The sequence below is a fragment of the Vibrio sp. 11-4(1) genome, from assembly GCF_013048625.1.
Lineage (GTDB): Bacteria > Pseudomonadota > Gammaproteobacteria > Enterobacterales > Vibrionaceae > Vibrio > Vibrio diabolicus.
The window spans coordinates 197,159-222,891 of sequence record NZ_VHSY01000004.1 but is presented as its reverse complement, the minus strand read 5'-3'; the positions used below and the strand labels follow the sequence as shown (position 1 = coordinate 222,891).

The window sequence follows — 25,733 nt, the reverse complement described above, 5'->3', positions numbered from 1 at the left end:
AAATGATGACTCGTTTGGTTCCCTTGTTTATTGGTGGAGAGTTTCGTGAATCTCAAACTTCGGATTGGGTTGAGGTGACCAATCCTGCCAATAATGATGTCATTGCGTACGTTCCCTGCTCAACGGATCACGAGATGGAAGCCGCCATTGATAATGCGAAAGAGACATTCCAATCCTGGAAGGAAGTGGCAGTATCCGAGCGTGCCAGAGTCATGCTTCGTTATCAGCACCTTCTCAAAGAACATCATGATGAGCTTGCCACACTGCTTTCTCATGAAACGGGTAAGATTTTAGCGGATGCTAAAGGCGATGTGTGGCGAGGTATAGAGGTTGTTGAGCAGGCTGCAAACATTGCCAGCAATATGATGGGCGAAACCGTCGAAAACGTTGCCACGGATATTGATAGTTACTCAATGATTCAGCCCCTAGGTGTGTGTTGCGGCATTACGCCGTTTAACTTTCCTGCCATGATTCCGTTGTGGATGTTCCCAATCGCTATCGCGGCGGGCAATACGTTTGTGCTCAAACCTTCCGAACAAGTGCCGTTGACTTCTATTCGTCTAGCCGAACTATTTGAGCAAGCTGGCGCGCCGAAAGGAGTGTTGCAAATCGTTCACGGTTGCAAAGACCAAGTCGACTTTCTACTGGCTCATCCTGACATTCGAGCGGTATCATTTGTTGGCTCGGTTCCTGTTGCCCGTTATATCTACACCACGGGTACGAAACACTTTAAACGCGTTCAAGCTTTTGCTGGTGCTAAAAATCACATGGTGATCATGCCTGATGCGAACAAAGAACAAGTGGTGAATAACCTAGTGGGGGCCTCCGTTGGGGCGGCGGGGCAACGTTGTATGGCGATTTCTGTTGCGGTATTTGTCGGCGATTCAAAACAATGGATTACAGACATCAAACAGGCAATGGCGAAAGTACACCCAGGGCCTTGGGACGATGAGCAAGCTGCTTATGGCCCACTCATCAGTGAGCAAGCTAAACAACGCGTATTGGACCTAATTGAAGATGGCAAACAACAAGGCGCAGTGTGTGAACTGGATGGCAGTCAGTGTGAAGTGGAAGGCTTTCCCGATGGAAACTGGATTGGCCCAACCTTGTTTAGCGGTGTAACAGCGAATATGTCGATTTACACGCAAGAGATATTTGGCCCTGTTTTAGTTTGTATGGAAGTCGAAACGTTGCAAGAGGCCATTGAGTTGGTGAATCGCAACCCTTACGGCAACGGAACCTCCATATTTACCGCTAATGGCGCTGCTGCAAGAAAATATCAGCATGACATTCAAGTCGGTCAGGTTGGGATCAATGTGCCTATTCCGGTACCTTTGCCATTTTTCTCTTTTACAGGCTGGAGAGGCAGTTTCTATGGCGATTTGCATGCGTATGGTAAACAAGCGGTACGTTTTTATACCGAGACTAAAACGGTGACGGCACGTTGGTTTGATGACGATATTCCAACGGGGCCTAATCTGACCATCCAACTGCGCTGAGTGAATAGAAGGAGCTTTTATGGACTTTGAACTTAATGAAGATCAACGTGCATTTGCCGATACCGCTCAGCAATTTGCCGATGAGTGTTTAGCACCGATGGCGGCGGAGTGGGATGAAAAACAGATCTTCCCCAAAGACGTATTGAGAGAGGCGGGAGAACTGGGGTTTCTCAGTCTCTACACTCCAGAAGCGCAAGGTGGCCTAGGGCTGAGTCGCATAGATGCTTCAATTATCTTTGAACAACTGGCCATGGGATGTACGTCCACTACGGCGTTTATGACGATTCACAACATGGTCAGTTGGATGATAGCCAGTTTTGCTACCGATGAAGCCAAAACGCAGTTCTGTCCGAAATTAGTTACGGGGGAGTGGTTAGGCTCCTATTGCTTAACCGAGCCCAACGCAGGATCAGACGCCGCTGCACTGACCACTTCCGCTACAAAAAAGGGAGATAAGTATGTCCTCAACGGTGGCAAAACCTTTATCTCTGGCGCAGGAGAGACAGATGTTTTGGTCGTGATGGCGAGAACCGGAGAAGCGGGGGCCAAAGGCGTGTCTGCATTTGTTGTTCCTGCTCAAACAGATGGTATCAGCTATGGGCGCAAAGAACCCAAAATGGGTTGGAACAGCCAACCAACACGAGCGGTTACTTTTGAAAATGTCGTTATTCCAGCTAGCCATTTACTTGGCGAAGAAGGTCAAGGTTTTGTCTTTGCGATGAAAGGGCTTGATGGAGGGCGTATAAATATTGCGACCTGCTCCGTCGGTACGGCGCAACAGGCCCTTAATCAGGCGGCACGGTATATTCAAGAACGTAAGCAGTTCGGCAAGCCGCTTGCGCAGTTTCAAGCCTTACAATTCAAATTAGCAGACATGGCGACAGAGCTAGTGGCTGCTCGGCAGTTAGTGCTCTATGCCGCCAGCAAACTCGACCGAAATGACCCGGATGCCACGGCTTATTGCGCGATGGCAAAACGGTTCGCAACCGATGTAGGCTTTCAGGTTTGCGACCAAGCGCTGCAGCTTTATGGCGGCTATGGTTACATCAAAGAGTATCCAATGGAGCGTCATTTCAGAGATGTGCGTGTGCATCAAATTCTGGAGGGGACAAACGAAATTATGCGCTTGATCATCGCGCGCCGTTTGCTCTCCGAGGAATCGGCCTTGCTGTAGCGAAGTATTGGATTTGCTCATTGAGAAAGGATTCAGATATGCCATTAACCCAAGAAGCCATTCAACATACGATCACTAATCACGTTGCGGTGGTGACAATGAACAACCCGCCAGCCAATACGTGGACAGCAGAGAGCCTCAAGGTACTGAAGTCGCTGATACTCACACTTAACAATGATAAGCAGGTCTACGCACTGGTTTTAACCGGCAGTGGAGAAAAGTTTTTCTCTGCTGGTGCGGATCTCAAGCTATTTTCCGACGGTGACAAAGCGGTTGCGTTAGACATGGCGCGATGCTTTGGTGAAGCTTTTGAAACACTCTCGGAATTCCGTGGTGTTTCCATTGCCGCCATTAATGGTTACGCCATGGGCGGAGGTTTAGAAGTGGCATTAGCTTGTGATATTCGAGTAGTTGAAGAGCAAGCGGTACTTGCTTTACCTGAAGCCAAAGTCGGACTTTTGCCCTGCGCTGGCGGTACCCAAAACCTCACAGCGTTAGTAGGGGAAGGCTGGGCAAAGCGCATCATTTTATGTGGAGAGCAAGTCAGCGCTGACAAAGCAAAAGAACTAGGCTTGGCTGAGGAGTTAGTTCCCAAAGGCGAAGCTTTAAGTAAAGCGTTGGAGCTTGCTGAATCTGTTGCGAACCAGTCACCATCTTCTGTCGCTGCGTGTAAGGCGCTCATTCAAAATATGCGCTCTGCGCCACTTAAGCACGGCTTAATGAAAGAGCGAGAGTTGTTTCTGAATCTTTTTGATACGGAAGATCAAGTTGAGGGTGTTCGCGCCTTTTTAGAAAAACGCCCACCGCAATGGAAAAACCGATAGGAGGCCACATGGCAGGGATGGTAACCATTAGTGAAATAGAGTGCTTAGATGGCGTGCACCGCATTGGTATCGCAACGTTAGACAACACCGCTTCATTGAATGCATTGACGTATGACATGTTAGTCCAACTTAACGATCAGCTTATCAAGTGGCAAGATGATCCGCATGTGACTTGTGTGGTACTAACCGGCGCTGGAGAAAAAGCATTCTGCGCTGGTGGCGATGTTCGAGCTATGTATCACGTCATGCATAACGAGAGTAAAGAAAAAATCGTAGAGTTCTGTACGGACTATTTCTCGTTGGAGTATGAGTGTGACTATCTCATTCACACTTACAACAAGCCCATTATCGGTTGGGGAGAAGGTATTGTCATGGGCGGTGGAATGGGACTTTTTATGGGAACCAGCCACAAAGTTGTGACAACAACATCACGCCTTGCTATGCCAGAAATTAATATTGGACTGTATCCCGATGTGGGAGGTACATGGTTTTTAAGCCAGATAGATCCGCAAGTGGGTTTATTCCTCGGATTGACAGGTTCAATGGTGAATTCAAGTGACGCTGTCACTATTGGTTTGGCCGATTGGTTACTGTTGGAAGAGCAGTATCCCACCTTACTGGATGAGCTAAAGCGGCTCCAGTGGGGCAAAGAAGATGCGAAAGAGTTGGTAACTGCGCTACTACAATTAATGGAAGAACAGGTTATTGATAGCAAACCAACCACGCAAATTTGTCCATACTTAGATCAGATAGAGGAAGCGTGCAAAGGCTTTGATCTTAATGCGATAGCACAGCGAGTCATGGCTATCGAAGGGAACAGTCAGTGGATAGAAAACGCGAAACAAACGTTCGCCGCGGGCAGTCCAATCACCGCGCATATTTGCTTCAGACAAGTGAAAGAATACCACAGCTTACCACTTGCAGATTGCTTCCGATTGGAGCTGAGTTTATCGGTTCGCAGCGCCTTATTAGGTGAGTTTAAAGAGGGCGTCCGTTCTCGGCTTATTGACCGGGATGGCGAACCTAATTGGATGTTTAACAGTGTCAGTGAAGTCGATGAAGATGTCATCGATACCTTGTTTACCTCACTTTGGCCGGATGACGAACATCCGCTTGCTGATTTGGGTGAACAAACACCAGGTCAATAAGGAGAATGATCATGAGTACCATCGCATTTATCGGTTTAGGAAGAATGGGGCATCCGATGGCGCAGAACTTATTAGCGTCTGGGTTTAACGTGCAAGTATTCGATGTCGATAGCGAAGCGGCAAAGCAACTTGCACCTTTTGGTGCGGTGGTGGCGAGCTCTATTGAGGAAGTCGCGGATGGTGCAAGCACAGTCATCACGATGCTACCAGCAGGATCTCACGTTCGTTCCGTGTATCTTGGCGACTTACACGGCGGCGTAGGTGTCCTCAATCTTGTCTCGCCAAGTACCTTGATGATTGATTGTTCAACCATTGATCCGGACTCCGCGCGATTAGTCGCCAATGAAGCGGCAAATAAACGCGTGTTGTTTGTCGACGCGCCCGTTTCGGGTGGCGTTGCCGGCGCTAAAGCGGCGACATTAACCTTTATTGTTGGTGGCTCGGATGAAGCATTTTCTAAAGCCAATGCCATTTTGCAGTACATGGGAAAAAATGTTTTCCATGCCGGTAAAGCGGGCGATGGTCAAATGGCGAAAATCTGTAATAACCTTATGCTCGGCATTTTAATGTCTGGTACGTGCGAGGCGCTAAATCTAGGTATCGATCATGGACTCGATCCCAAAGTGTTATCAAACATCATGCTTCAAAGCTCTGGCCGAAATTGGGCATTGGAGCTTTACAATCCTTGCCCAGGCGTGATGGACAGTGCACCAGCCAGCAACGATTACCAACCGGGCTTTATGAGCAAACTCATGTTGAAAGATCTCGGTTTGGGGTTAGATGCGGCGTTACAAACACACTCTTCGGTTCCGATGGGCTCACTGGCGCGTAATTTATATTCTTTCCACAACGCGAGCGGCCACGGCGAGCTCGACTTCTCAAGCTTGTTTGAGTTTTACAAGAGTAAGAAGGGCTAGACTGAGTTTTGCTACAAAGCAGTCTGAAATGGTGAAGTAAATCTCATCATTTCGGACCACCGAAACAGGCTTGAAATAGGGAACATTATTAGCGACGGAGTGCAGTAACTATGGATATTAAAAATAGTGTCATTGCCATTACAGGTGCAGGGCAGGGACTTGGGCAAATGATGGCAATTACGCTTGCTCAAGCCGGAGCAGATTTAGCGTTATTAGATGTAAACGCAAGCGGCTTAATGGAAACACAAGAGCAGTGCCGAATGCTGAGTGCAAAAGCGTTGACTTATCAAGTGGATGTAACGAGCGAAATCGATGTTGAAAACACGTTTGAAGCGGTTATCCAAGATTTTGGCCAACTCAATGGGCTAGTCAATAACGCTGGCGTGCTAAGAGATGGGTTACTTGTAAAATCAAAAGACGGCGTGATCAGTAAGATGTCTTTGGATCAATTCAATTTGGTCATGAACGTCAATGTTACGGGGACATTTTTGTGTGGGCGTGAAGCTGCCGTTAAGATGATTGAGAGCGGTTCACAAGGCGTTATCATCAATATTTCTAGTGTCGCGAGAGCAGGGAATATCGGTCAAACCAATTATTCTGCATCTAAAGCGGCGGTCGCAACCATGGCGACGACGTGGGCCCGTGAGTTAGCAAGATACGGTATCCGCGCGGCGGCGATTGCACCAGGTGTGGTACATACCGCGATGGCAGAGCAAATGAAACCAGAAGCCATAGAACGACTAGAAAAGATGATCCCAATTGGAAGGATGGGTGAAACAAGTGAAATCGCGCATGCAGTAAAATACATTCTTGAGAGTGATTACTTTACTGGCAGAGTTTTAGAAGTGGATGGCGGCATTCGTATGTAAAAGCCCTAGGGTTAGGTTTACAGACCGGAATGACAAGCTTCTTTCCCTTTCATCATTTCCTATTTTTCCGAGAGCCAGTTCTGGGCAACGTAAGTGTGTTTATTACTCATGTTTGGATTCGCTCTGCGAATGGTTTGCCAAAAGTAAATAATGAGAAGTAAATACCACTCAAATACTAAGTGAAATCATTAATTTGATATTGATCACAATTTACCACTTTTAATTTCCCCTTCGTACTCAAGCTATCTATGTAAATGCAGTTGATAGTCAGTCTCATCAAAATTAATTTGCAACTGTCTGTTTCAAAAGACATTAACTGTGAAGCACGTGAAATTCGTGTTGAGGTTAATGTCCTATTGAAAGTGTGTTGATTTCATTAATGGAAGGTTAGTTTCCAGTTGTGGCTAATGAGCTTTAACTTTTTACTCCTCATAATGCGCCAAATGTAACATTGTGTTTCAAAGTGTAACAATAAACTCATACTAATAGTGTGGTTTTGATCTCCACTCAATTCCGTTTTGTTTCGCTCTGATCCCGACGTTACTCATGCTCAACACATAAACATTCTAATGACTATAACAACTGGTTCTTAGCTTGATACCAATCGTAGCAAGTAATTGTTCATTCTAGCTGGTTAAGATGCTTGATAACGGCGCTGAAAAATTTGTAAGTAGAATAACTACTTATCAAAATTTTTGCCTTTTTATCAAACATTTCCCCTGCGCTGTTTCTGAGCTCTTATTTACTGTGATTGGCATTTGTTTTGAAACCAGACAACCATCGAGAAAGTTAATGGAAGCCTCAAGATATAAACGCATCTTGTCGAGGGGAAGTTTGGCGTCCGTCATACTTATGCTCTCAGGATGTAATTCAGCTTTACTTGACCCCAAAGGTGCCATTGGTGTGCAGGAAAAAGAGCTAATTATTACTGCTCTTTTGCTGATGTTGATCGTTGTAATCCCTGTGATTCTAATGACGATTTACTTTGCTTACCGATACCGCGCCTCTAACACTGAAGAAGAGTACGCACCCGAGTGGTCACACTCGACCAAAATCGAAGTGGTGGTATGGACAATTCCAATCATCATCATTGCGATTCTTGCGACGATCACATGGCGTTCGACTCATGAACTAGAGCCCTCCAAACCATTGGAAAGTGATGTTAAGCCAATGACCATCGAAGTGGTGTCACTCGATTGGAAATGGTTGTTCATCTATCCAGAAGAAAACATTGCGACGGTGAACTATGTGGCGTTCCCGAAAGATGTGCCAGTGCAGTTCAAACTGACTTCGGACAACATCATGAACGCGTTTTTCATCCCTCGCTTAGGTACACAGATCTACGCGATGCCAGGCATGGTAACCAAGCTTAACCTGATAGCGAACCATGAAGGTGACTACAAGGGTTTTGCATCGAACTACAGCGGCGAAGGCTTTTCGCAAATGAAGTTCACAGCTTCAGCAATGTCTGATCGTGCTGCGTTCCTAAATTGGGTGCAGAAAGTGAAGGCGAGCCCTGATCGTATTGAAGATTGGGAGCAATACAGCTCACTGGCAGCGCCAAGTATCGCAGAGCCAGTCACTTTGTTCTCTAGCGTTCCTCCGTTCTTGTTCACCGACGTTGTGACTCAGCATCCTGGTTCAATGAACTGTTTGCCTGAAAACCAAGGATAATCGTAATGTTTGGAAGATTAACTCTTGATTCAGTTCCATTCCACGAACCTATTATCGTCATCACCTTAGCGGTTGTGGCGCTGGTTGGTTTAGCCGTAGTTTACGCGGTAACTAAAGCCGGAAAGTGGCAATATTTGTGGAATGAATGGTTTACTTCAGTAGACCATAAAAAACTTGGCTTCATGTACATCGCAGTAGCGATGGTGATGCTTGTTCGTGGTTTTGCTGACGCAGTCATGATGCGTAGTCAGCAACTCCTTTCTTCTGCGGGTGAAGCAGGTTACTTGCCACCGCATCACTACGATCAAATTTTTACTGCCCATGGCGTGATCATGATCTTCTTCGTAGCGATGCCATTGGTTATTGGTCTGATGAACATCATCGTGCCATTACAGATTGGTGCGCGTGACGTAGCTTTCCCGTATCTGAATAACTTGAGCTTTTGGCTGTTTGTTGTTGGTGTCATTCTAACAAACATGTCTCTCGGCTTAGGTGAATTTGGTCGCACCGGCTGGCTAGCGTATCCGCCGCTTTCAGGTATTGAGGCTAGCCCAGGAGTCGGGGTCGACTATTGGATTTGGGCGCTACAGATATCAGGGGTTGGTACGACGTTAACAGGCGTGAACTTCTTCGCGACCATTTTGCGTATGCGTACACCGTCTATGCCAATGATGAAGATGCCAGTTTTCACTTGGGCGTCTCTGTGTGCAAACATTTTGATCATCATTTCATTCCCAATCCTAACGGTGACTATCGCTCTGCTAACGCTGGATAGATACCTAGGCATGCACTTCTTTACCAATGATCTTGGCGGCAACGTAATGATGTACGTCAACCTGATTTGGGCTTGGGGCCACCCAGAAGTGTACATTTTGATCTTGCCAATTTTTGGTGTGTTCTCAGAGGTCACCGCAACCTTCTCACGTAAAAAGTTGTTCGGTTACACATCGCTAGTTTGGGCTACCGTAGTTATCACGATTCTTGCGTTTGTCGTTTGGCTACACCACTTCTTTACGATGGGATCTGGCGCGAACGTAAATGCCTTCTTCGGTATTGCCACGATGATTATTTCTATCCCAACAGGGGTGAAGATCTTCAACTGGCTATTCACCATGTACAAAGGCCGCATCCGCTTTACGACGCCAATGATGTGGACGGTGGGCTTCCTGATCACCTTTACTGTTGGTGGTATGACAGGCGTACTAATGGCTGTTCCGGGTGCAGATTTCGTTCTGCATAACTCAGTGTTCCTGATTGCTCACTTCCACAACGTTATCATCGGTGGTGTGGTGTTTGGATGTTTCGCTGCGATCACTTACTGGTTCCCGAAAGCGACAGGTTTCACCATGAATGAAACTTGGGGCAAACGTGCGTTCTATCTTTGGATTATTGGTTTCTTAATGGCGTTCCTACCGCTTTACGCGCTGGGCTTTATGGGGATGACTCGTCGTTTAAGCCAAGACATCAACCCTGAATACTTCCCACTGTTGTCGATTGCTGCAGCAGGTACGGTTGTGATTGCGCTGGGCGTATTGTCTCAGTTCATCCAAATTTACGTGAGTATCCGTGACCGCGAGCAAAACCGTGACCTAACTGGTGACCCGTGGGGTGGTCGTACTCTTGAGTGGGCAACATCGTCTCCACCGCCGTTCTACAACTTTGCGCACCTACCAAAAGGTGATGTGCTGGATGCCTTCTGGTACCAGAAACAAAGTGGCGAGTTCGATCCAACTAAAGAAGTGGAATACGAACGTATTCATATGCCAAAAAACACGGCAACAGGCATCTACGTGTCGGCTTGGTCGCTCCTATTTGGCTTCGGCATGATTTGGTACATCTGGTGGCTAGCGGCAGCAAGTTTGGTCGGTATTATCGTGACGTGTATTCAGCACAGCTACAACGATGACGTGGATTACTACGTGGAAGTTGAAGAGATCAAAGCAATTGAGGCCGAGCGTCGAGCTCAGCTTGAAGAAGCGAAGAAAAACTCAGTGAAAGACAGCGAAAGTAAAGATGATCTGGAGGTGACGTATGCAAACTAATATCGCAGCACATCACGACCATGATCACCACCATGACACGAATGGCAACAAGCTATTTGGCTTTTGGGTTTACCTGATGAGTGACTGTGTACTGTTTGCGACCTTGTTCGCGACATACGCTGTGCTGTCGAGCAATTCAATTGCGGGCCCAACAGGTAAAGACATTTTCGAACTCCCATTCGTGTTTGTCGAAACCATGCTGCTGCTGTTTAGCAGTATCACATTTGGTTTTGGCATTATCGCGATGAAGCGCAACAACGTTGCTGGTCTCAAACGTTGGATGTTAGTCACGTTCGCACTTGGTCTTGGTTTTATCTGTATGGAGGTCTATGAGTTCCATCACCTGATTGAAGAAGGCTATGGCCCACAAACAAGTGCATTCCTATCGGCATTCTTTACGTTGGTTGGTACGCATGGCCTGCACGTAACCTTTGGTCTGATTTGGTTAGCGGTAGCGTATCACCAACTGTCGACGAAAGGTCTGAACGACAATATGGCAATGCGCTTTAACTGCTTAAGCCTATTCTGGCACTTTCTAGATATCGTCTGGATTTGTGTCTTTACCATCGTTTACTTACTGGGGGTAATGTAATGGATCAACATGTAGAAACCAGTGCGTCAGATTACGTGAAAGGCTTTATTGCCTCACTGATTCTGACGGTAATTCCGTTCTACTTTGTTTGGACGAAATCATTACCAGATACAACGACCTATGCGATTCTATTTGGATGTGCATTAGTGCAGATATTTGTTCACTTTAAATACTTCTTGCACATGGAAACAAAAACATCCGACGGACGTTGGAACCTTGTATCACTGATGTTTACCGCCATTGTTGTACTTATCCTTATCGCTGGCTCGGTATGGATCATCTACAACATGAACGTCAACATGAAGTTGTAGGCCAAGGTATGCTGAAAAGTTATTTGTCTATCACCAAACCGGGCATTATTTTCGGCAACCTGATTTCTGTTGCGGCGGGGTTCTTCCTCGCCGCAAAAACAGAACCAGCTAGTCTAATGTTGTTCGTTACAACGTTAGTTGGTGTGGGGTTAGTCATCGCTTCAGGTTGTGTGGTGAATAATATTTTCGATCGTGATATCGACCAAAAGATGGCACGTACACGAAATCGTGAAACAGTGAAAGGTAACATCAATATCGATATTGCGTTTGTTTATGCGCTTGCTTTATTGCTGGTAGGCACCGCACTGTTATTTATCCGAGTGAACCCACTATCCGCTGTCGTCGTTTTGCTTGGCTACGTGTATTACGTGTTCTTTTACACGATGTGGTACAAACGTAACTCGGTGTATGGAACCTTAGTGGGAAGTATTTCAGGTGCAGTCCCGCCATTAGTGGGTTATTTAGCGGTAACAAACTTTATTAGCTTGGAAGCGATTTTACTCTTTACCATGTTCTGTCTCTGGCAAATGCCGCACTCGTACGCGATTGCCATGTTCCGCATGCAAGACTACCGAGAAGCCGGGATTCCCGTATTACCAGTTAAAGAGGGCATTCATAAAGCGCATCGACACATGAAAGCGTATGTCGTGGCGTTTGGGGCCGTATCGTTGGGGTTATTTTTACTTGGTGAAGCCGGGTATGAATACTTAGCGGTTGCAGCGGTCGTTTGCTTTATGTGGACGAAAGTGACTTTTCGCAGCATTGATGACAGCAACTACATCGCTTGGTCAAAGTCGGTGTTTAAAGTCTCACTGCTAGTGGTGATGGGGATTAGTGGTGTACTAGGATTAGAGCTTATTCCGTTGCCGTTTATTTATTGAGTTTGAAGTTCTTTAATATCACTTCCATGTAGCTCCCATTCTGAGAGCTACATGCTTTGCTAGACTCGAATTCATGCCTAAAAGAGATAATATGATTATCCCTTTTTACTATGGTCTTGGTTCATGTTTCGTCGTTTTACTCTTCTTTCAATTGTTGCAATTTCTTCATGCGTATTAGCCCAAGTTCCGTCCTCGGTTAGCTCCGTGGAAACTTATCGTATTGGAGATACTCTTGTTAGGCTTATTATCCACAACATGGAGATTAATCCAGTGATTGAAGTCGATACAATTAATCGTTCAGGTTATGAAATAAATGATGTATTTCGAGTTTCCTCCATTTCTCTAGATAATGAAAAACTGGATTTCAACCAGAGTGCTGGCGTTTTTGTAGAAGAGTATGGAGAGCGTGATAATAAAGTATTTTTCGTGCTTGATTACTTTTACCTACATGGGGGAGGAAGCGTTCTCGTGGATTGTGAAGTTTCATTCGAAAAAGAGAAGATCTTACCCCCAGAATGTAGAGTGAAGGTAAACTGAGAAATAGGCCGAGTTGCTTTGCTTACAAGCTTATCTCACTAAACCTTAATCCAGATTAAAGTTTTGTCACTCACGAGGCATTAAGGTGCGCCTGTAGTTTGCAGGTCTCACGGATTCAGAGAAGGAACAGCCATACGTTGTGTATCGCTGTTCCTTTTTTGTTCTTGGTTACTTGGGAAAAGATAGAACCATAAAGACAACTTTAAGAGGACTGGTTTTGAGCATTTTGTTTTCCGAAGCCCGCATTGGCAGCATGACCCTAAAGAACCGTTTTGTGCGCAGCGCAACGTGGGAAAACATGGCGACTGAAAATGGCCACATGACGGATAAGCTTTACGATATTTACGAAGAGTTGGCGAAAGGTGAAGTGGGTCTAATTGTTACCGGTTATGCCAATATCGTGGAAGAAGAGAAACCCAACGCTGGGATGATGGGGATCTACAACGACTCTTTTATTGAAGAATACAAAAAGCTAACAGAGCTAGTACATCAACACGATTCTAAAATCGTAATGCAAATTGCTTACGGTGGAACCAAAACCACCTACAGCGTCGGTGAGCGTGTCATCTTCGCTCCGAGTGACGTGCCTGAGCGTGGCACGAATACGCAAGGCAAAGCGATGACTAAGGACGAAATCGACTACATCGTAAAGGCATTCGCATTGGCGAGTAAACGTGCTCAAGACGCTGGTTTTGACGGCGTAGAGATTCATGCGGCACACACTTACTTAATTAACCAGTTTTTAAGCCCGTACTATAATCGTCGCGAAGACGAATACGGTGGTAGCTTAGAAAATCGCATGCGTTTCCTTTTAGAAATCTTTTCTGAAACCAGAAAGCTGGTTGGGAGCGAATTTCCCATCCTCGTTAAACTGACGGCAACAGAGTTCTTTGACGGCGGTTTAACGTTCGATGAAACTCGCGTCGTCTGTAAGAAACTCGAAGAAGTGGGCGTTGATGCGATCATCGTGTCTGGCAATATTCACGGCAAAGCAAACGAGCTTGTTGGTGAAACGTTCGATGGTTACACACTACAAGAAGAAGGCTATTTTCACGAATATGGACATGTGATCAGTCAAGATGTGAGCATCCCGGTGATTACTGTCGGCGGATTGAGTGACATTGATGCGATTGAGAAAATTGCAGAAAACACAGATATCCAATTTTTCGCTGTGTCACGTCCTTTATTGGCTGAGCCTCAGTTAATAAAGCGCTGGAAAGAGGGTAATCGAGCGCCAGTGGATTGCGAGCGCTGCTCAAAATGCCGAACCAAACGTGGTAACTTTTGCGTAGTGTATAAGAACCGAAATCGTCGTAAATAACCCACCTTAAGTGACGGTATATCACTGATTAATAATGCAATAGTCTTCTAAAATACTAAGAAGGCTATTCTATTTAATTCAATATCACTGCCTCTAACGGCTATTCACTATTCGCAGTCCGAAATATTTTTATAATCCTATTTAATTGATAAATAAAGGTAATATAATTAATTATTAAAAATATTAATTATAAGACAAAGTTTCATATCTGAAACTAAATTGCATTCTAAACTTACAATGAACTTATTAATAATTAGGTGCGAGTGTCACGCAGGGTAAAGAATACAGAAGGTGCTTTGAGGTGCGGTATCATTGCGATAACTATCTGATTTTTATAACTGTGTTTCAGCTTTATCGAACCCAAGAGAGTAAGGGAATTTGTGACCCTGCGGTATCGTTACTGTGGGGCCTTGTTTATTTGCTGAAAATAGCTACTCAAACGTCACGTTTAATTGTGAGGGACTTGTATTAGCTTGTCGTTGCATTGTGCATTGCAAGCCTCATGTAAAACGTGAGAGGCAACTAATATGAATAGTCTAGAAAATGCAACCATTGAACACTTCAAAAATCAATTTCAGGGTGATGTTGTTTTGCCCGGAGATCCTACGTACGACGAAGTTCGTCAAATCTGGAATGGCATGATAGATCGCAGTCCCGGTGTTATCGCTCGCTGCAAGTCTGCCGATGATGTCGTGATGGCGGTTAACTTTGCTCGGGATAACAATCAGCTACTTTCGGTCCGAGGTGGTGGGCATAATATTGCGGGCAATGCGGTTTGCGATCATGGTGTGATGATCGACTTGTCGCTTTTGAATCATGTTCAAGTGGATGAAAGCGAAAGAAGGGCTTTCGTTGAACCTGGCTGTACGTTGGCTGATGTCGATGAGGCCACACAAAAATATGGATTAGCAACGCCTGTCGGCATTAATTCAACCACGGGAATTGCGGGGTTAACGCTTGGTGGTGGTTTTGGTTGGTTGAGCCGAAAATATGGTATGACGATAGACAACTTGGTCTCTGCAAATGTCGTAACTGCAGATGGTCGTCAACTGCTCGCGAATGAGACAGAAAATGCCGATTTGTTCTGGGCGTTACGTGGGGGCGGCGGTAACTTTGGTATCGTTACGCGTTTTGAATTCCAGCTACATCCTGTCGGTCCAGAGGTGTTAAGTGGTCTCATTGTCTTTCCATTTGAGCAAGCGAAATCCATTATCACCCAGTTTGCGAAATTCACTGAGTCGGCCCCTGATGACCTAAGTGTCTGGATGGTGAGTCGGAAAGCGCCGCCACTCCCATTCTTACCTGAAAGCGTTCACGGTAAAGAAGTGGTTGTACTCGCGATATGTTATGCGGGTGACCCGGCTGAAGGTGAGAAGTTAATTGCACCGTTGAGAGAGTTTGGTGATGCACATGGTGAGCACGTTGGTGTACAGCCATTTGCGGCGTGGCAGCAAGCGTTTGATCCATTGCTTACTCCGGGCGCACGTAACTATTGGAAATCGCACAATTTTAACTCGCTAAGCGAAGGTGTGATTGATGCAGCGATAGAATACGCAGGTAAGTTACCATCGCCTCAGTGTGAGATTTTTATCGCCTCTCTTGGCTGCGCTGCCTCTAGACCTGAGCCCGAGTCTATGGCTTATTCTAGCCGTGATGCAAACTATGTATTAAATGTGCATGGAAGATGGGATTTAGCAGAAGATGATGAAGCTTGCATCAGCTGGGCAAGGGAATTTTTTGCCAAGACTAAGCCCTATGCAAGTGGCGGAGCGTATATCAATTTCCTTACACAAGACGAAGCTGAACGTACAGAGTCTGCCTACGGTCCAACCTTTGCGCGTTTACAAGCAGTGAAGAAGAAGTTTGATCCAAATAACTTGTTCAGAATGAATCAGAATATCAAGCCAGAATAAGTGCAATAAGAGCGTCGTCATTTCATATGACCGGATCTGTCACTTAATATCAAATAACAGTGGCTCTAAAATCTAATGGAGCCACTGTTAGCTAAAACCTTCGAACTACGTCTCTTCATCTTGATAGTTTAGATAACGTACACACAAATCATGAAACGCTTTTGCTTGAGGCGAGATCGTGCGGTCGGTCAACGTAAAGATACCAATTTGCCTTTCAAGCGGTGGATCGATAAGTGGGATCCAAACCAAGCGTGTTTCATTGGTTGGGAAAGCAAGCTTCGGTAGGGTCGTGACACCAATCCCAAGTTCTAAGACAGAAAACAGCGAAGTGATATTCTCGACCGAATAGAGCGCTTGCTCACTCAGTGCTCTGGCTGGGGTTGGATCGAGAAGCGTACAGGTGCCGTTACGAATGAAAGGTTGTTCGAGCAAAGTTTGCCACTCGATTCCCTCTGTTTGATTGGCAATAGGGTTATCTTTTAAACACACCACGCCAATGGGGTCGGACAACAGCGGCGTAAAGTCAATGCCGCCTTCATCAAGGTGAGAGGGGTTGCCGAGCGCCAAGTCGACTTCACCGGAGAGTAAGCGAGCCTCGACGCCCGCCGCGTTATCATCGATCAAGCTTACTTCTACATTTGGATACTGCTCGCAAAAGGCACCCAACACGCTCGGGATGAGTTTCGCTGCAACAGAAGGAACGCTCGCAATTCGCACTCTCCCTTGCTGTCCGGCCGCGGCAGCTTTGAGATCGTTGTCCAGCGCACTGTAGATATTGAGAAACTGAACCACCTTGGGCAAACAAATCTCACCAAAAGGCGTTAATTTGGTTTTGTTGCCGGGCTCAAACAGCGTTTGTCCTAGCATTTTCTCTAGCTCTTTTATCGACGTGGAGAGCGCAGCCTGAGATCGATTTGCACGATGTGAAGCGGCTCGAAACCCACCTTCCTCGACTACCATCACAAAATGCATTAATTGTTGAAGCTTAATACTCATCCCTAATGCCTCTTAATCCCTTTATTTACGTTATTCTCAATGAAGTGATAAGTTTTATTTATCAAATGTAAAAAAATTACCGTTAGATTTATCGCCTGTCAATGTGCATCATTTAACCATATTGAAACAAAGCTGTTACAAAGGTTGAAAGGCACGTGAATACTTCTACTAAAAAACACCCAGTTAAAACCAGTCTATTTGCTTCTAAAGCGCCGCTTGAATGGGCGATAGTCAACAACGGAACCCTGTATACGGCTCAAATTCCTATTGATGACACAGGTGCGGTTGTGGAAGGCGGCATCGAAGCACAAACACGTCAAACCTTTAACAATCTCATTCACACCCTGGAGTGTGCAGGGGAGTCTTTGGACTCTGTATTGCAGGTCCTGATTTACGTGACCGACAGAGAATACTTAAAAACCGTTAACCAAGTGTACGCGGAATATTTTGAAGCGCCGTACCCAAATCGCGCCGCCATGGTGGTTGCAGGGTTAGCACGAGAAGAAATGTTGGTGGAGTTTGTCGTCTACGCGTCGGCAAGCCAACCAGAATAAATCCAACAAGAATAATTGAGATCAGTGAGTGGGTGGCTTGCCATCACAAATCGGAAGAACAAGGAAAGAACCATGACTTTTATTAACAATGTTCAAGCAGAAAAATCCCTCTATATAGCAGGTGAATGGCAATCGGGCATGGACACCATCGCCAATATTAACCCTTCTGATATCAGCGAAAACATTGGCGATTTCGCACAAGCGAGTGTGTCGCAAGTAGAGCAAGCGATTCAAGCGGCTAAATCAGCGCAGCCAGAGTGGGAAAAAACACCAATCGAGCGCAAACAAGCAGTGCTGCAAGCGATTGGTGATGAGCTCATTGCACGATGTGACGAATTGGGCACCTTGCTTTCGCGTGAAGAAGGTAAGCCATTTGCTGAAGGTCGAGGTGAGATTTACCGTGCCGGCCAATTCTTCCAATACTTTGCTGCTGAGGTACTGCGTCAAATTGGCGATAACGCTGCTTCCGTCCGTCCAGGTGTCTCCGTTGAAGTTACTCGCGAAGCCGTCGGCGTTATCGCCATTATCTCTCCTTGGAACTTCCCAACAGCAACAGCGGCTTGGAAAATCGCGCCAGCACTTGCGTTTGGCAACAGTGTCGTCTGGAAGCCTGCCAACCTAACTCCAGCAAGTGCCGTTGCACTGACTGAGATTATCCATCGCCAAGGTTTACCTGCTGGCACGTTTAACCTCGTTTTGGGTAGCGGTTCGCAAGTTGGTAATACCCTTATCAATTCGAAAGATGTGAACGGCGTGAGCTTCACTGGTTCTGTGGACACAGGCCGTAAAGTCGCCGCGGCAACGGCACCAAACTTTGTGCGTTGTCAGCTAGAGATGGGCAGTAAAAACGCGCTCGTAGTGGCAGATGATGCAGATATTCAAATTGCCGTTGAAGCCACAATCGCAGGCTCATTCTCGGGTGCAGGTCAAAAATGTACCGCGTCTTCTCGTCTTGTGGTTATGGACGGAATTCACGACGCGTATGTTGAAGCGCTAATCAAACGCATGAGCGAATTAAAAGTGGGTCACGCACTGGAAGAGGGCGTATTCATGGGCCCTGTTGTTGATGGTAACCAGCTGAATGCGAACTTTGAGTGGATTGAAAACGCACGCCAAGCGGGCGCAGAGCTGGCTTTTGGTGGCGAGCGTCTGAGCCTAGAGCATGACGGGTACTACATGTCACCAACCCTGTTCTTGAACACACAAAACAGCTGGGAAGTGAACCAAGAAGAAGTCTTTGCACCAATGGCAAGCGTGATTCGCGTTTCTGATCTGGATGAGGCGATTGCAGTCGCGAATGATACGCGCTTTGGCCTGACAGGCGGCATTATCACGCAAAGCTTGCGCAATAGCGCGATCTTCAAACAGCAAGTCCAAACGGGCTGCGTCATGGTTAACTTGCCAACTGCGGGTACAGATTATCACGTCCCATTTGGTGGCCGTAAAGAATCTAGCTTTGGCCCTCGTGAGCAAGGTCAGTACGCCAAAGAGTTCTACACCGTGGTGAAAACCGCTTATCAGCGCCCTTACTAAGAACAGCAGGGTAGCTGATGGTGTCAGTTACCCGCACTGAAAGGCTAAGAAATTGTTTAAGGAGTGGTTATGTACCAACAACGGATTGTGATTGACGGGTTGCAGTACTGCAATTGGGATCGAGAGTACTTCCAAACGCTTAAGGCGAGTGGCATTACCGCCGTTCATGCCACCATCGTCTACCACGAAACTGCGCGCGAAACCTTAACGCGTTTTGCTGAGTGGAACTTGCGCTTCGAGCAAAATGCGGACCTCATCATGCCTATTTATTCAATGGCAGATGTAGAAAAAGCCAAAGCAGAAGGCAAAGTCGGCATCTTCTTCGGCGCGCAGAATTGCTCACCGATTGATGATGAAATTGGCCTGATTGAAGTGATGCGCCGCCAAGGTCTGCTGATCATGCAATTGACCTACAACAACCAAAGCTTACTAGCGACAGGTTGTTACGAACAAAACGATTCCGGCGTAACTCGCTTTGGTAAGCAAGCGATTGAGGAGATGAACCGAGTCGGGATGATCATTGATATGTCCCACAGCGCGGAGCGTTCAACGTTGGAAGCTATCGAGCTCTCTTCGCGTCCAATTTGTATCAGCCATGCTAACCCGACATTTGCGCATGACGCACTGCGTAACAAGTCCAACACCGTGATCAAAGCACTGACGGAGCGCGGCGGTTTGATTGGATTCAGTTTATATCCGTTCCATTTGCCAAATGGCAGCCAGTGCACGCTGGATGATTTCTGCCAGATGGTTGCGAAAACCGCAGACATGCTTGGCGTTGACCATTTAGGTATCGGTAGCGATTTGTGCTTAAACCAGCCGCAACAAGTGTTGGAGTGGATGCGCAACGGTCGTTGGTCAAAAGCGATGGATTACGGCGAAGGTTCAGCAAGTAACTCGGGATGGCCAGATGCGCTGCCATGGTTCTGCGGCAGTGCAGGGATGGAGAACATCTACAACGGATTAATGCGTCACGGATTCAGTGAATCTGAGGCAGGAAAAATATTGGGTGAAAACTGGTTTAACTTCCTCAAAGAAGGATTAGAGCCTATTTCATAGTACACCCAAAATTAGGAACCGCCTGCCTACATAACAACAATACGGCAGGCGTAAAACTCACATTTGTAGCCAGTCTTTGGCTGCTGCAAAGAACCTCTGGAGCCAGAGTATGTCTGATTTAACCAATAGCATGAAAGCTTCCACGATGAGCGTGTCATCGGGCAAGTCAAAAGCAACACACAACACATCAACAACAGAAAACACGACGGACAAATTAGGACTGAATAACCCGGCCTTTTGGTATAGCGGTGGTTTTATCGCGTTGTTCGTTGCTATTGCACTTTATGACGGCGAGTTGTTATCTACGATTGTTAACGCTGGCTTTGGCTGGGCAGTTCAGGTGTTTGGTCCTTACTGGCAGTTACTGCTGCTTCTCACTTTTCTTATTGGTCTTGGCTTGGCTGCAGGGCGAACAGGCAAGGTGATGTTGGGCGGGATTGCGAAACCAGAAATGGATTCTTTCCGCTGGATGGCGATTATTTTCTGTACCTTATTGGCTGGTGGTGGCGTTTTCTGGGCCGCGGCTGAGCCTATCGCACACTATGTTAGCCCACCCCCTCTATACGGCGCGCAAGATAACCCGCAGCAAGGTGCGGTGAATGCGTTGTCGCAATCCTTTATGCACTGGGGCTTTCTGGCTTGGGCGATTGTAGGTAGCTTAACTTCCATCGTGGTGATGCACCTGCATTACGACAAAGGTTTACCACTAAAACCACGTATTTTGCTTTACCCTGTGTTGGGCGAACGAGCACTTAAAGGCCAACTCGGTGCATTGATAGACGCATGCTGCATTATCGCGGTAGCCGCGGGCACCATCGGCCCAATTGGGTTTCTGGGCTTGCAGGTTAGCTACGCGTTAAATGCGCTGTTTGATATTCCTGATGGCTTTACCACTCAGCTTATCATCATTTTGTTTGCGATTGCGTTTTACACCTTGTCAGCACTCAGTGGATTAAGCCGAGGCATGCAACTGCTTAGTCGTTACAACGTGATTCTGGCAATGGCATTGATGGTTTACATCCTGTTTTTTGGCCCTACGAATTTTATCTTTAACGGATACATTCAAGGTGTAGGGAGCATGCTGGATAACTTTATCCCAATGGCGACCTATCGCGGTGACGAAGGTTGGCTAAGCTGGTGGACAGTATTTTTCTGGGGCTGGTTCCTTGGTTATGGTCCGATGATGGCAATCTTTATTGCGCGTATTTCTCGTGGTCGCACTATTCGCCAAGTTATTTCCACCATCAGCATTGTTGCTCCGCTCACCACCTGTTTTTGGTTCACGATTGTAGGCGGCTCTGGCCTTGCGTTTGAAATTGCTGAACCGGGTAGTGTGAGTGCGGCGTTTGAAGGCTTTAACTTGCCAGGTGCTTTGCTTGCGGTGACTCAGCAACTACCAATGCCAATGCTGACTTCAATTCTATTTCTGATTTTAACCACGATCTTCATCGTCACGACGGGCGACTCAATGACCTACACAATCAGTGTCGTGATCAGTGGTGAAACGGAGCCGAATGCGATCATCCGTACCTTCTGGGGCGTAATGATGGGTGTGACAGCATTGATCCTGATTTCCCTTGGCTCTGGCGGCATCTCTGCTCTGCAATCTTTCATTGTCATTACCGCGGTTCCGGTTTCGCTGATTTTGTTACCGTCACTTTGGAATGCGCCGCAAATCGCAATCAAAATGGCGAAAGAGCAAGGGCTATAACAATTATTTAATTCAAACAACGTGGAGCTTGTGCGGGTGTTTTCCTCCTGCATCCGCACAAACCCTAGTATTCTTACAATAACAAATAGGTGGTGAGCAAAATGGATGCACATCGTTCTACTTATACGGAAGCAACTATGCGCGATGCAGCGATTGTCATGGCAGCCGAAAGGCTTGGCGCAATGCACCAAAACCGAATCAGCTTTGTTCGTAGTCTGATTCGTAATATGGCAAGCCAAAACTGGCAAGTAACCAAGCATGAGTGGCAACTTTGTCCGCGTGGTTATGGTCACGTTATTTACAAGTTGACCACGCCAGAGCACGTTTATCATTTGGTGGTGTTCTGTGATGAAATTGCTGATGACGAGCGTAATGACCGCGTCATTGCTGAAAAGTGGGACGTCACATTTGCACTGGTTCAAGGCGATGTTGATGTTACTTTGTTGGAAAGATTGCGAGCAAATGTACCGCTGCAAGAAGCGGGACGTAATCCAAACAACGTACTTGTTCTGGCTCGCGCAAACAAAAGCGTGCGCGTGTTTGAGCACATTGTTAGCGCTCTTTCTCAAGGCAAGCAGCCCGAGCCAAAAGAGTTGGCGGAAGTGGGGTATATCCTTCGTACCACTGCTGTGTATGGTAACGGAAAGTTTGGTATCGCCGATTTCAAACTGTTAGAGAATAACCCAGATTTCAGCCAGTCTTTTAGTGCGCAAATGTGTGCCGTATATATGTTGCGTGAATTCAGCCTGGATTGGGTGCACTACCTGGCACTTCAGCAAGGAGGCGACAACGCGGTGGCTTTGCATCGTGGCTTGCAGCGCTACCTTGGTGTCGGCAATGCTACTGGCTTAGGCATGGCTCCATACTTGATTAATCACCCGTGCATCGTTGACCAATGGATGACCTCTCGCGAACGTGCGGTAGCGCGAGTCTTTGCGATGCCGTGTGAAGCGTCGTTCCATGCTCCTTTGCAAGGATTGCTTCAAAAAGCACAGCGTCATTTAGAGCAAGTCATCACCATCAATGAACATCAAGACAGGCTCAATCATCAAGCGATAGCAGACATCAAACAACTGCTATCGGAGCTAACAACGTTAATGGCATCACATCCGAACTGGGCGAGTTTGGTCGAGCATAAGAAAACAATGAGTGTGGAAGCCCAAGAAATCCTCACCTCTTGCTTGATTGAACTCTACCCATCTTTGGTGGACGAATTTGCCAGCCAAATGAATACGGATGAAACGTTATCGATTCCGGGCGGGAAAAAGATCCATGACTTACTTGAGGTGCTGCAAAGCAAATACTGCTGGGCGATTAATGCGGATTACTCACTAGCCGAGAACAACTACTGGTTCTGGTATCGCTCACAAGACAAAGAAGAGCCAAGGCTTGGTGTTCGTGGGGAGGAAGCAGGAGAAGAAAAAGAGCTGCCGCTTGATATCGGCAGACAAGTGAATCGCTTGTACCACGCCTTGCTTGGTTGTGATGAAGAAATGTCCGTAGCGGAGTTTTTGTTGCAGAACCCGACTTATCGTTCGATCACACGTCGTGTATGGACGTTAGGTAACCGAGCAATGGGTGATATTCAAATGAACGTGCTGCGCCAAGATGCACTGCCAATGCACTTATTGCGCTGTAAGTTGGCGATCTTTGGTGCGACTAAGTTTGATCCGCGCTCGGATCGTTGGGTTCGAGTAACTTTCTTCCAAGGTGCGCCGCTGTTAGATGAAATTCACGATCCAAAACTGGCGGACACATGGATTTTCCCGAGCATGCCGGAGCGAGAAGAAATTGCGCAAAGTGACAATCTAAAAATCAACGGAGGATTTGCATTATGATCGTCTCTCACAACGAATTGGTGGCCGCGGTTAATAAGGCATTTCTTGGCATGCGCCGTCACTGTGGTGAGGCGGATGTCATTGCGAACATGGTGGCGGACTTGCAAATGGTTGGCTTGCACGGGGTGCGTCACTTTAATAACGCCAGCCTGTTTCTTGGGTTAGATTCGGACTGCGCCGTATCGGTGACCAACAATACGTCAGCGAGTATCGAGATGGATTTGCACAATGGCAGTGTGGCGTGCCACTTACCCGCCGTGTTGGATTTCGCACTTGAGAAAATGATCAACAGCAAGTCGATTACTATCACGTTGAAACAGTGTCATAACCGTTGGCTAGGTTTTAGTGAGTTGTTGAAGCTCTCTGCAAAAGGCATTGCGTGCCGTGCACAATGGGTCAATGGCTCTAGTCCAAAACGAACGCTTTATGTGTTAAATCGTGGACGAATCGCGCCAGAAGTCTTTTTCTCGGATCAGTTTGATGGGCATGATACGGATTTGCATAGTATGGTTATCGAACTCTCTGTGAACGATTTCGATATCGAGAAAAGCGCACAGGGATACACCATTCACATTGAAGGCGATGAGTTAAGCAACACGCAACAAGCCTCTTGGCAAAATGGTATTTTTGTCGAAGACCAAGAGTGGGAAACATTGAAACAAACAGCAACCGCATTGCTAGTGGAGAACAGTGAGCGTTCCATGCAGGGCGCTGGTGGTGTGGTTTAAGCTCTGAAGGGACAGTGATTCCAAGTTTCAAGTGATGAAGGCTGCGGTTTAGCGGCCTTTTTTGTGCGCGATGTTCGGTCACTTCTTAGGTTCTAAGACTATGATTATCGTTAAATATCAAGTAGAGCGACATAGGGAAGAAAAATGGACCTGCAAGAGAACAAAAGAAATGCCATTGCGTTTTACGAAACCGCCTATCGGGGTAACCCAAGAAAGGCGGTTGAAGACTACGTTGGCGATGAGTACATCCAGCACAATCCATTAGTTGGAAATGGCCCCGAGGCTTTTATCGAGTATTTTGAGCGGATGCAAAATGAGTATCCCAATAAAGACATTACGTTTGTGCGAGCCATTGCTGAAGGGAACTTGGTGGCACTACACACTCACCAAACATGGCCTAATGATATTGAATACGTGACGATGGATTTCTTTCGTTTTGATCATAATGGGAAAATCGTCGAACATTGGGACGCTCTGCAAGAGATTCCTAAAGAAACATTGAATGGTCACACCATGTATTAACGAACCGTTGATTAGCCTCCAATACTATTTATTCAAACGGTATGGGAGGCTAAATTATTTGGTACGAGTTAGACGTCAATCACTAGAGCGCTTTTTCGATCTTCATCGCTACGTCTTCAGATACCCAACCTTTCCATAAGTCAGGGTAGGTATTAAAGAAGTAAAACATCGCTTCTTCACCATCTGCGTAGTTATCTTCCATCCAGGCCAGCATTTCACTCATTTGCTCGTTGGTAAATCCGCGTTTCTGCAAGTACGCGAATGCTTGGGGTTCTTTGTTCGCAAATGCCTCAGTTGTTACTGTGCGAACTGGAGAAGGTGGGTACATTGTTACTTTGGGAGAAGTACAATCAGGCTGGGTGGTACAGTTGCGATACTCTTCGAGATCCGTTCCGCTACCAAAATCCACTTTGACCATATCATACTTGCCCAATACGGGTGTTGGTGACCAGTAGTAACCAAACCAAGGCATTTTGCGATCATAGGCTTTGGCGATGGTACCAGCTAGTGCAGCGCCAGAGCCTGGGTCAACCATCTCAAAGCCGTGCTCACTTAACCCTAATGCATTAAACAAGTGACCGGAGGTGATTTGGCATGTCCAACCAGCAGGGCAGCTATAAAAGGCGAACTTGTCATCATCCTCAGGGTGTTCAAATAGTTTGGCGTGCTTGATGACGCCTTCTATCGTCGCGAGCTCTGGGTACTGTTTTACCAGATAGGCGGGAACCCAAAAGCCTTCTTCACCGCCATTGACAAGCGATTCACCAGCGATACGCAAGCGTTTATCCGCAATCCCTTTATCAAGTGCTTCTTTAATACCGTTTGTCCATAACTCTGGCGCAACGTCAGGCTGCCCCTTTTCAATCATAGAGGTGCCTGTAGGAACGCTATCACCAGGGATCAATTCCGCATCGCACTGGTAGCCTTCATTTAAGACAAATTGGTCGATGTGCGCCATTAAGCTGGCCGAATTCCAATTCATATCCGCGATGGTTATTTTTCCACATTCATCCGCATTTGCATGAGTTGATAATGCTGATAGCAGCAGAACAGAGAGCATTGAAGGTGTCGTCTTCATGTGACTGAATTT

At 46.6% G+C, this 25,733-nt stretch carries 23 protein-coding genes; 21 read left to right on the top strand and 2 right to left on the bottom strand.

The genetic code is table 11. The features are described 5' to 3' along the window. Window positions 1-5 precede the first annotated feature (5 nt). From FKN16_RS09895 to FKN16_RS09830, 14 genes are all read left to right on the top strand, one after another. Window positions 6-1,499 (top strand): CoA-acylating methylmalonate-semialdehyde dehydrogenase, encoded by a 1,494-nt coding sequence (locus FKN16_RS09895; RefSeq protein ID WP_170902587.1) that lies wholly within the window; start codon window positions 6-8, stop codon window positions 1,497-1,499. A 19-nt stretch (window positions 1,500-1,518) separates the two neighbouring features. Next, window positions 1,519-2,673: an acyl-CoA dehydrogenase family protein gene (locus tag FKN16_RS09890; protein WP_170902586.1), complete on the top strand. Its 1,155-nt coding sequence runs from the start codon at window positions 1,519-1,521 to the stop codon at window positions 2,671-2,673. A 38-nt stretch (window positions 2,674-2,711) separates the two neighbouring features. Then, the gene (locus FKN16_RS09885) at window positions 2,712-3,497 is read left to right on the top strand and encodes an enoyl-CoA hydratase (RefSeq protein WP_005390981.1); all 786 of its coding nucleotides are present in this window, start codon (window positions 2,712-2,714) and stop codon (window positions 3,495-3,497) included. An 8-nt stretch (window positions 3,498-3,505) separates the two neighbouring features. Then, window positions 3,506-4,645 (top strand): enoyl-CoA hydratase/isomerase family protein, encoded by a 1,140-nt coding sequence (locus FKN16_RS09880; RefSeq protein ID WP_170902585.1) that lies wholly within the window; start codon window positions 3,506-3,508, stop codon window positions 4,643-4,645. 11 nt (window positions 4,646-4,656) lie between these two features. Next, entirely contained in the window at window positions 4,657-5,562 is a 906-nt protein-coding gene (gene mmsB / locus FKN16_RS09875) for a 3-hydroxyisobutyrate dehydrogenase (protein WP_170902584.1), read from the top strand. Between the two features lie 110 nt (window positions 5,563-5,672). Further along, window positions 5,673-6,431 carry an SDR family oxidoreductase gene (locus tag FKN16_RS09870; RefSeq protein WP_005390975.1) on the top strand — a complete coding sequence of 253 codons (759 nt, stop codon included), beginning with the start codon at window positions 5,673-5,675 and terminating at the stop codon, window positions 6,429-6,431. 792 nt (window positions 6,432-7,223) lie between these two features. Beyond that, window positions 7,224-8,105 (top strand): ubiquinol oxidase subunit II, encoded by an 882-nt coding sequence (cyoA, locus tag FKN16_RS09865; RefSeq protein WP_005388604.1) that lies wholly within the window; start codon window positions 7,224-7,226, stop codon window positions 8,103-8,105. Between the two features lie 5 nt (window positions 8,106-8,110). Beyond that, window positions 8,111-10,147, top strand: coding sequence for a cytochrome o ubiquinol oxidase subunit I (cyoB, locus tag FKN16_RS09860; RefSeq protein WP_005375781.1), 2,037 nt, complete (start codon window positions 8,111-8,113; stop codon window positions 10,145-10,147). Continuing rightward, window positions 10,137-10,739: a cytochrome o ubiquinol oxidase subunit III gene (gene cyoC / locus FKN16_RS09855; protein ID WP_005375782.1), complete on the top strand. Its 603-nt coding sequence runs from the start codon at window positions 10,137-10,139 to the stop codon at window positions 10,737-10,739. Before cyoB ends, cyoC begins: the two co-directional genes overlap by 11 nt. Continuing rightward, window positions 10,739-11,050, top strand: coding sequence for a cytochrome o ubiquinol oxidase subunit IV (cyoD, locus tag FKN16_RS09850; RefSeq protein WP_012842490.1), 312 nt, complete (start codon window positions 10,739-10,741; stop codon window positions 11,048-11,050). The genes cyoC and cyoD overlap by 1 nt, the downstream gene beginning before the upstream one ends. Then, complete coding sequence (gene cyoE, locus FKN16_RS09845; RefSeq protein ID WP_031780178.1) at window positions 11,011-11,931, top strand: heme o synthase; 921 nt, start codon at window positions 11,011-11,013, stop codon at window positions 11,929-11,931. The genes cyoD and cyoE overlap by 40 nt, the downstream gene beginning before the upstream one ends. 123 nt (window positions 11,932-12,054) lie before the next feature. Then, entirely contained in the window at window positions 12,055-12,468 is a 414-nt protein-coding gene (locus tag FKN16_RS09840) for a hypothetical protein (RefSeq protein ID WP_249370527.1), read from the top strand. A 217-nt stretch (window positions 12,469-12,685) separates the two neighbouring features. Further along, complete coding sequence (locus FKN16_RS09835) at window positions 12,686-13,789, top strand: NADH:flavin oxidoreductase (RefSeq protein WP_170902583.1); 1,104 nt, start codon at window positions 12,686-12,688, stop codon at window positions 13,787-13,789. 527 nt (window positions 13,790-14,316) lie between these two features. Further along, complete coding sequence (locus tag FKN16_RS09830) at window positions 14,317-15,702, top strand: FAD-binding oxidoreductase (protein ID WP_085343642.1); 1,386 nt, start codon at window positions 14,317-14,319, stop codon at window positions 15,700-15,702. Between the two features lie 105 nt (window positions 15,703-15,807). Here the strand turns inward: FKN16_RS09830 and FKN16_RS09825 are convergent, their stop codons facing one another. Further along, window positions 15,808-16,698: a LysR family transcriptional regulator gene (locus FKN16_RS09825; RefSeq protein ID WP_139059842.1), complete on the bottom strand. Its 891-nt coding sequence runs from the start codon at window positions 16,696-16,698 to the stop codon at window positions 15,808-15,810. Window positions 16,699-16,853: 155 nt separating this feature from the next. Here FKN16_RS09825 and FKN16_RS09820 point away from each other — a divergent pair, with 155 nt between their 5' ends. The 7 genes from FKN16_RS09820 to FKN16_RS09790 all read left to right on the top strand — a co-directional run bounded on the left by FKN16_RS09820 (window position 16,854) and on the right by FKN16_RS09790 (window position 24,643). After that, window positions 16,854-17,252 (top strand): RidA family protein, encoded by a 399-nt coding sequence (locus FKN16_RS09820; RefSeq protein WP_012842492.1) that lies wholly within the window; start codon window positions 16,854-16,856, stop codon window positions 17,250-17,252. A 72-nt stretch (window positions 17,253-17,324) separates the two neighbouring features. Next, window positions 17,325-18,785: an aldehyde dehydrogenase family protein gene (locus FKN16_RS09815; protein WP_053349978.1), complete on the top strand. Its 1,461-nt coding sequence runs from the start codon at window positions 17,325-17,327 to the stop codon at window positions 18,783-18,785. 69 nt (window positions 18,786-18,854) lie between these two features. After that, window positions 18,855-19,844 (top strand): membrane dipeptidase, encoded by a 990-nt coding sequence (locus FKN16_RS09810; RefSeq protein ID WP_170902582.1) that lies wholly within the window; start codon window positions 18,855-18,857, stop codon window positions 19,842-19,844. A gap of 109 nt (window positions 19,845-19,953) precedes the next feature. Then, window positions 19,954-21,555 carry a BCCT family transporter gene (locus FKN16_RS09805; RefSeq protein WP_170902581.1) on the top strand — a complete coding sequence of 534 codons (1,602 nt, stop codon included), beginning with the start codon at window positions 19,954-19,956 and terminating at the stop codon, window positions 21,553-21,555. A 101-nt stretch (window positions 21,556-21,656) separates the two neighbouring features. Next, entirely contained in the window at window positions 21,657-23,393 is a 1,737-nt protein-coding gene (locus FKN16_RS09800; protein WP_170902580.1) for a hypothetical protein, read from the top strand. Then, the gene (locus tag FKN16_RS09795) at window positions 23,390-24,121 is read left to right on the top strand and encodes a DUF3726 domain-containing protein (RefSeq protein ID WP_047009283.1); all 732 of its coding nucleotides are present in this window, start codon (window positions 23,390-23,392) and stop codon (window positions 24,119-24,121) included. The genes FKN16_RS09800 and FKN16_RS09795 overlap by 4 nt, the downstream gene beginning before the upstream one ends. A 144-nt stretch (window positions 24,122-24,265) precedes the next feature. Further along, the gene (locus tag FKN16_RS09790; RefSeq protein WP_005390944.1) at window positions 24,266-24,643 is read left to right on the top strand and encodes a nuclear transport factor 2 family protein; all 378 of its coding nucleotides are present in this window, start codon (window positions 24,266-24,268) and stop codon (window positions 24,641-24,643) included. Between the two features lie 82 nt (window positions 24,644-24,725). Here FKN16_RS09790 and FKN16_RS09785 read toward each other — a convergent pair whose 3' ends face one another. Next, window positions 24,726-25,721 (bottom strand): ABC transporter substrate-binding protein, encoded by a 996-nt coding sequence (locus tag FKN16_RS09785; protein WP_005390942.1) that lies wholly within the window; start codon window positions 25,719-25,721, stop codon window positions 24,726-24,728. Window positions 25,722-25,733 lie beyond the last annotated feature (12 nt).

What these genes read in the sequence shown, in the direction of transcription:
- cyoD (WP_012842490.1), top strand. Translation starts at nt 10,739, where the DNA reads ATGGATCAACATGTAGAAACCAGTGCGTCAGATTACGTGAAAGGCTTT.
- mmsB (WP_170902584.1), top strand. Translation starts at nt 4,657, where the DNA reads ATGAGTACCATCGCATTTATCGGTTTAGGAAGAATGGGGCATCCGATG.
- FKN16_RS09895 (WP_170902587.1), top strand. Translation starts at nt 6, where the DNA reads ATGACTCGTTTGGTTCCCTTGTTTATTGGTGGAGAGTTTCGTGAATCT.
- FKN16_RS09880 (WP_170902585.1), top strand. Translation starts at nt 3,506, where the DNA reads ATGGCAGGGATGGTAACCATTAGTGAAATAGAGTGCTTAGATGGCGTG.
- FKN16_RS09815 (WP_053349978.1), top strand. Translation starts at nt 17,325, where the DNA reads ATGACTTTTATTAACAATGTTCAAGCAGAAAAATCCCTCTATATAGCA.
- FKN16_RS09885 (WP_005390981.1), top strand. Translation starts at nt 2,712, where the DNA reads ATGCCATTAACCCAAGAAGCCATTCAACATACGATCACTAATCACGTT.
- FKN16_RS09870 (WP_005390975.1), top strand. Translation starts at nt 5,673, where the DNA reads ATGGATATTAAAAATAGTGTCATTGCCATTACAGGTGCAGGGCAGGGA.
- cyoA (WP_005388604.1), top strand. Translation starts at nt 7,224, where the DNA reads ATGGAAGCCTCAAGATATAAACGCATCTTGTCGAGGGGAAGTTTGGCG.
- FKN16_RS09890 (WP_170902586.1), top strand. Translation starts at nt 1,519, where the DNA reads ATGGACTTTGAACTTAATGAAGATCAACGTGCATTTGCCGATACCGCT.
- FKN16_RS09805 (WP_170902581.1), top strand. Translation starts at nt 19,954, where the DNA reads ATGTCTGATTTAACCAATAGCATGAAAGCTTCCACGATGAGCGTGTCA.
- FKN16_RS09790 (WP_005390944.1), top strand. Translation starts at nt 24,266, where the DNA reads ATGGACCTGCAAGAGAACAAAAGAAATGCCATTGCGTTTTACGAAACC.
- cyoC (WP_005375782.1), top strand. Translation starts at nt 10,137, where the DNA reads ATGCAAACTAATATCGCAGCACATCACGACCATGATCACCACCATGAC.
- FKN16_RS09795 (WP_047009283.1), top strand. Translation starts at nt 23,390, where the DNA reads ATGATCGTCTCTCACAACGAATTGGTGGCCGCGGTTAATAAGGCATTT.
- FKN16_RS09800 (WP_170902580.1), top strand. Translation starts at nt 21,657, where the DNA reads ATGGATGCACATCGTTCTACTTATACGGAAGCAACTATGCGCGATGCA.
- FKN16_RS09840 (WP_249370527.1), top strand. Translation starts at nt 12,055, where the DNA reads ATGTTTCGTCGTTTTACTCTTCTTTCAATTGTTGCAATTTCTTCATGC.
- FKN16_RS09785 (WP_005390942.1), bottom strand. Translation starts at nt 25,721, where the DNA reads ATGAAGACGACACCTTCAATGCTCTCTGTTCTGCTGCTATCAGCATTA.
- FKN16_RS09810 (WP_170902582.1), top strand. Translation starts at nt 18,855, where the DNA reads ATGTACCAACAACGGATTGTGATTGACGGGTTGCAGTACTGCAATTGG.
- cyoE (WP_031780178.1), top strand. Translation starts at nt 11,011, where the DNA reads ATGGATCATCTACAACATGAACGTCAACATGAAGTTGTAGGCCAAGGT.
- FKN16_RS09830 (WP_085343642.1), top strand. Translation starts at nt 14,317, where the DNA reads ATGAATAGTCTAGAAAATGCAACCATTGAACACTTCAAAAATCAATTT.
- FKN16_RS09825 (WP_139059842.1), bottom strand. Translation starts at nt 16,698, where the DNA reads ATGAGTATTAAGCTTCAACAATTAATGCATTTTGTGATGGTAGTCGAG.
- cyoB (WP_005375781.1), top strand. Translation starts at nt 8,111, where the DNA reads ATGTTTGGAAGATTAACTCTTGATTCAGTTCCATTCCACGAACCTATT.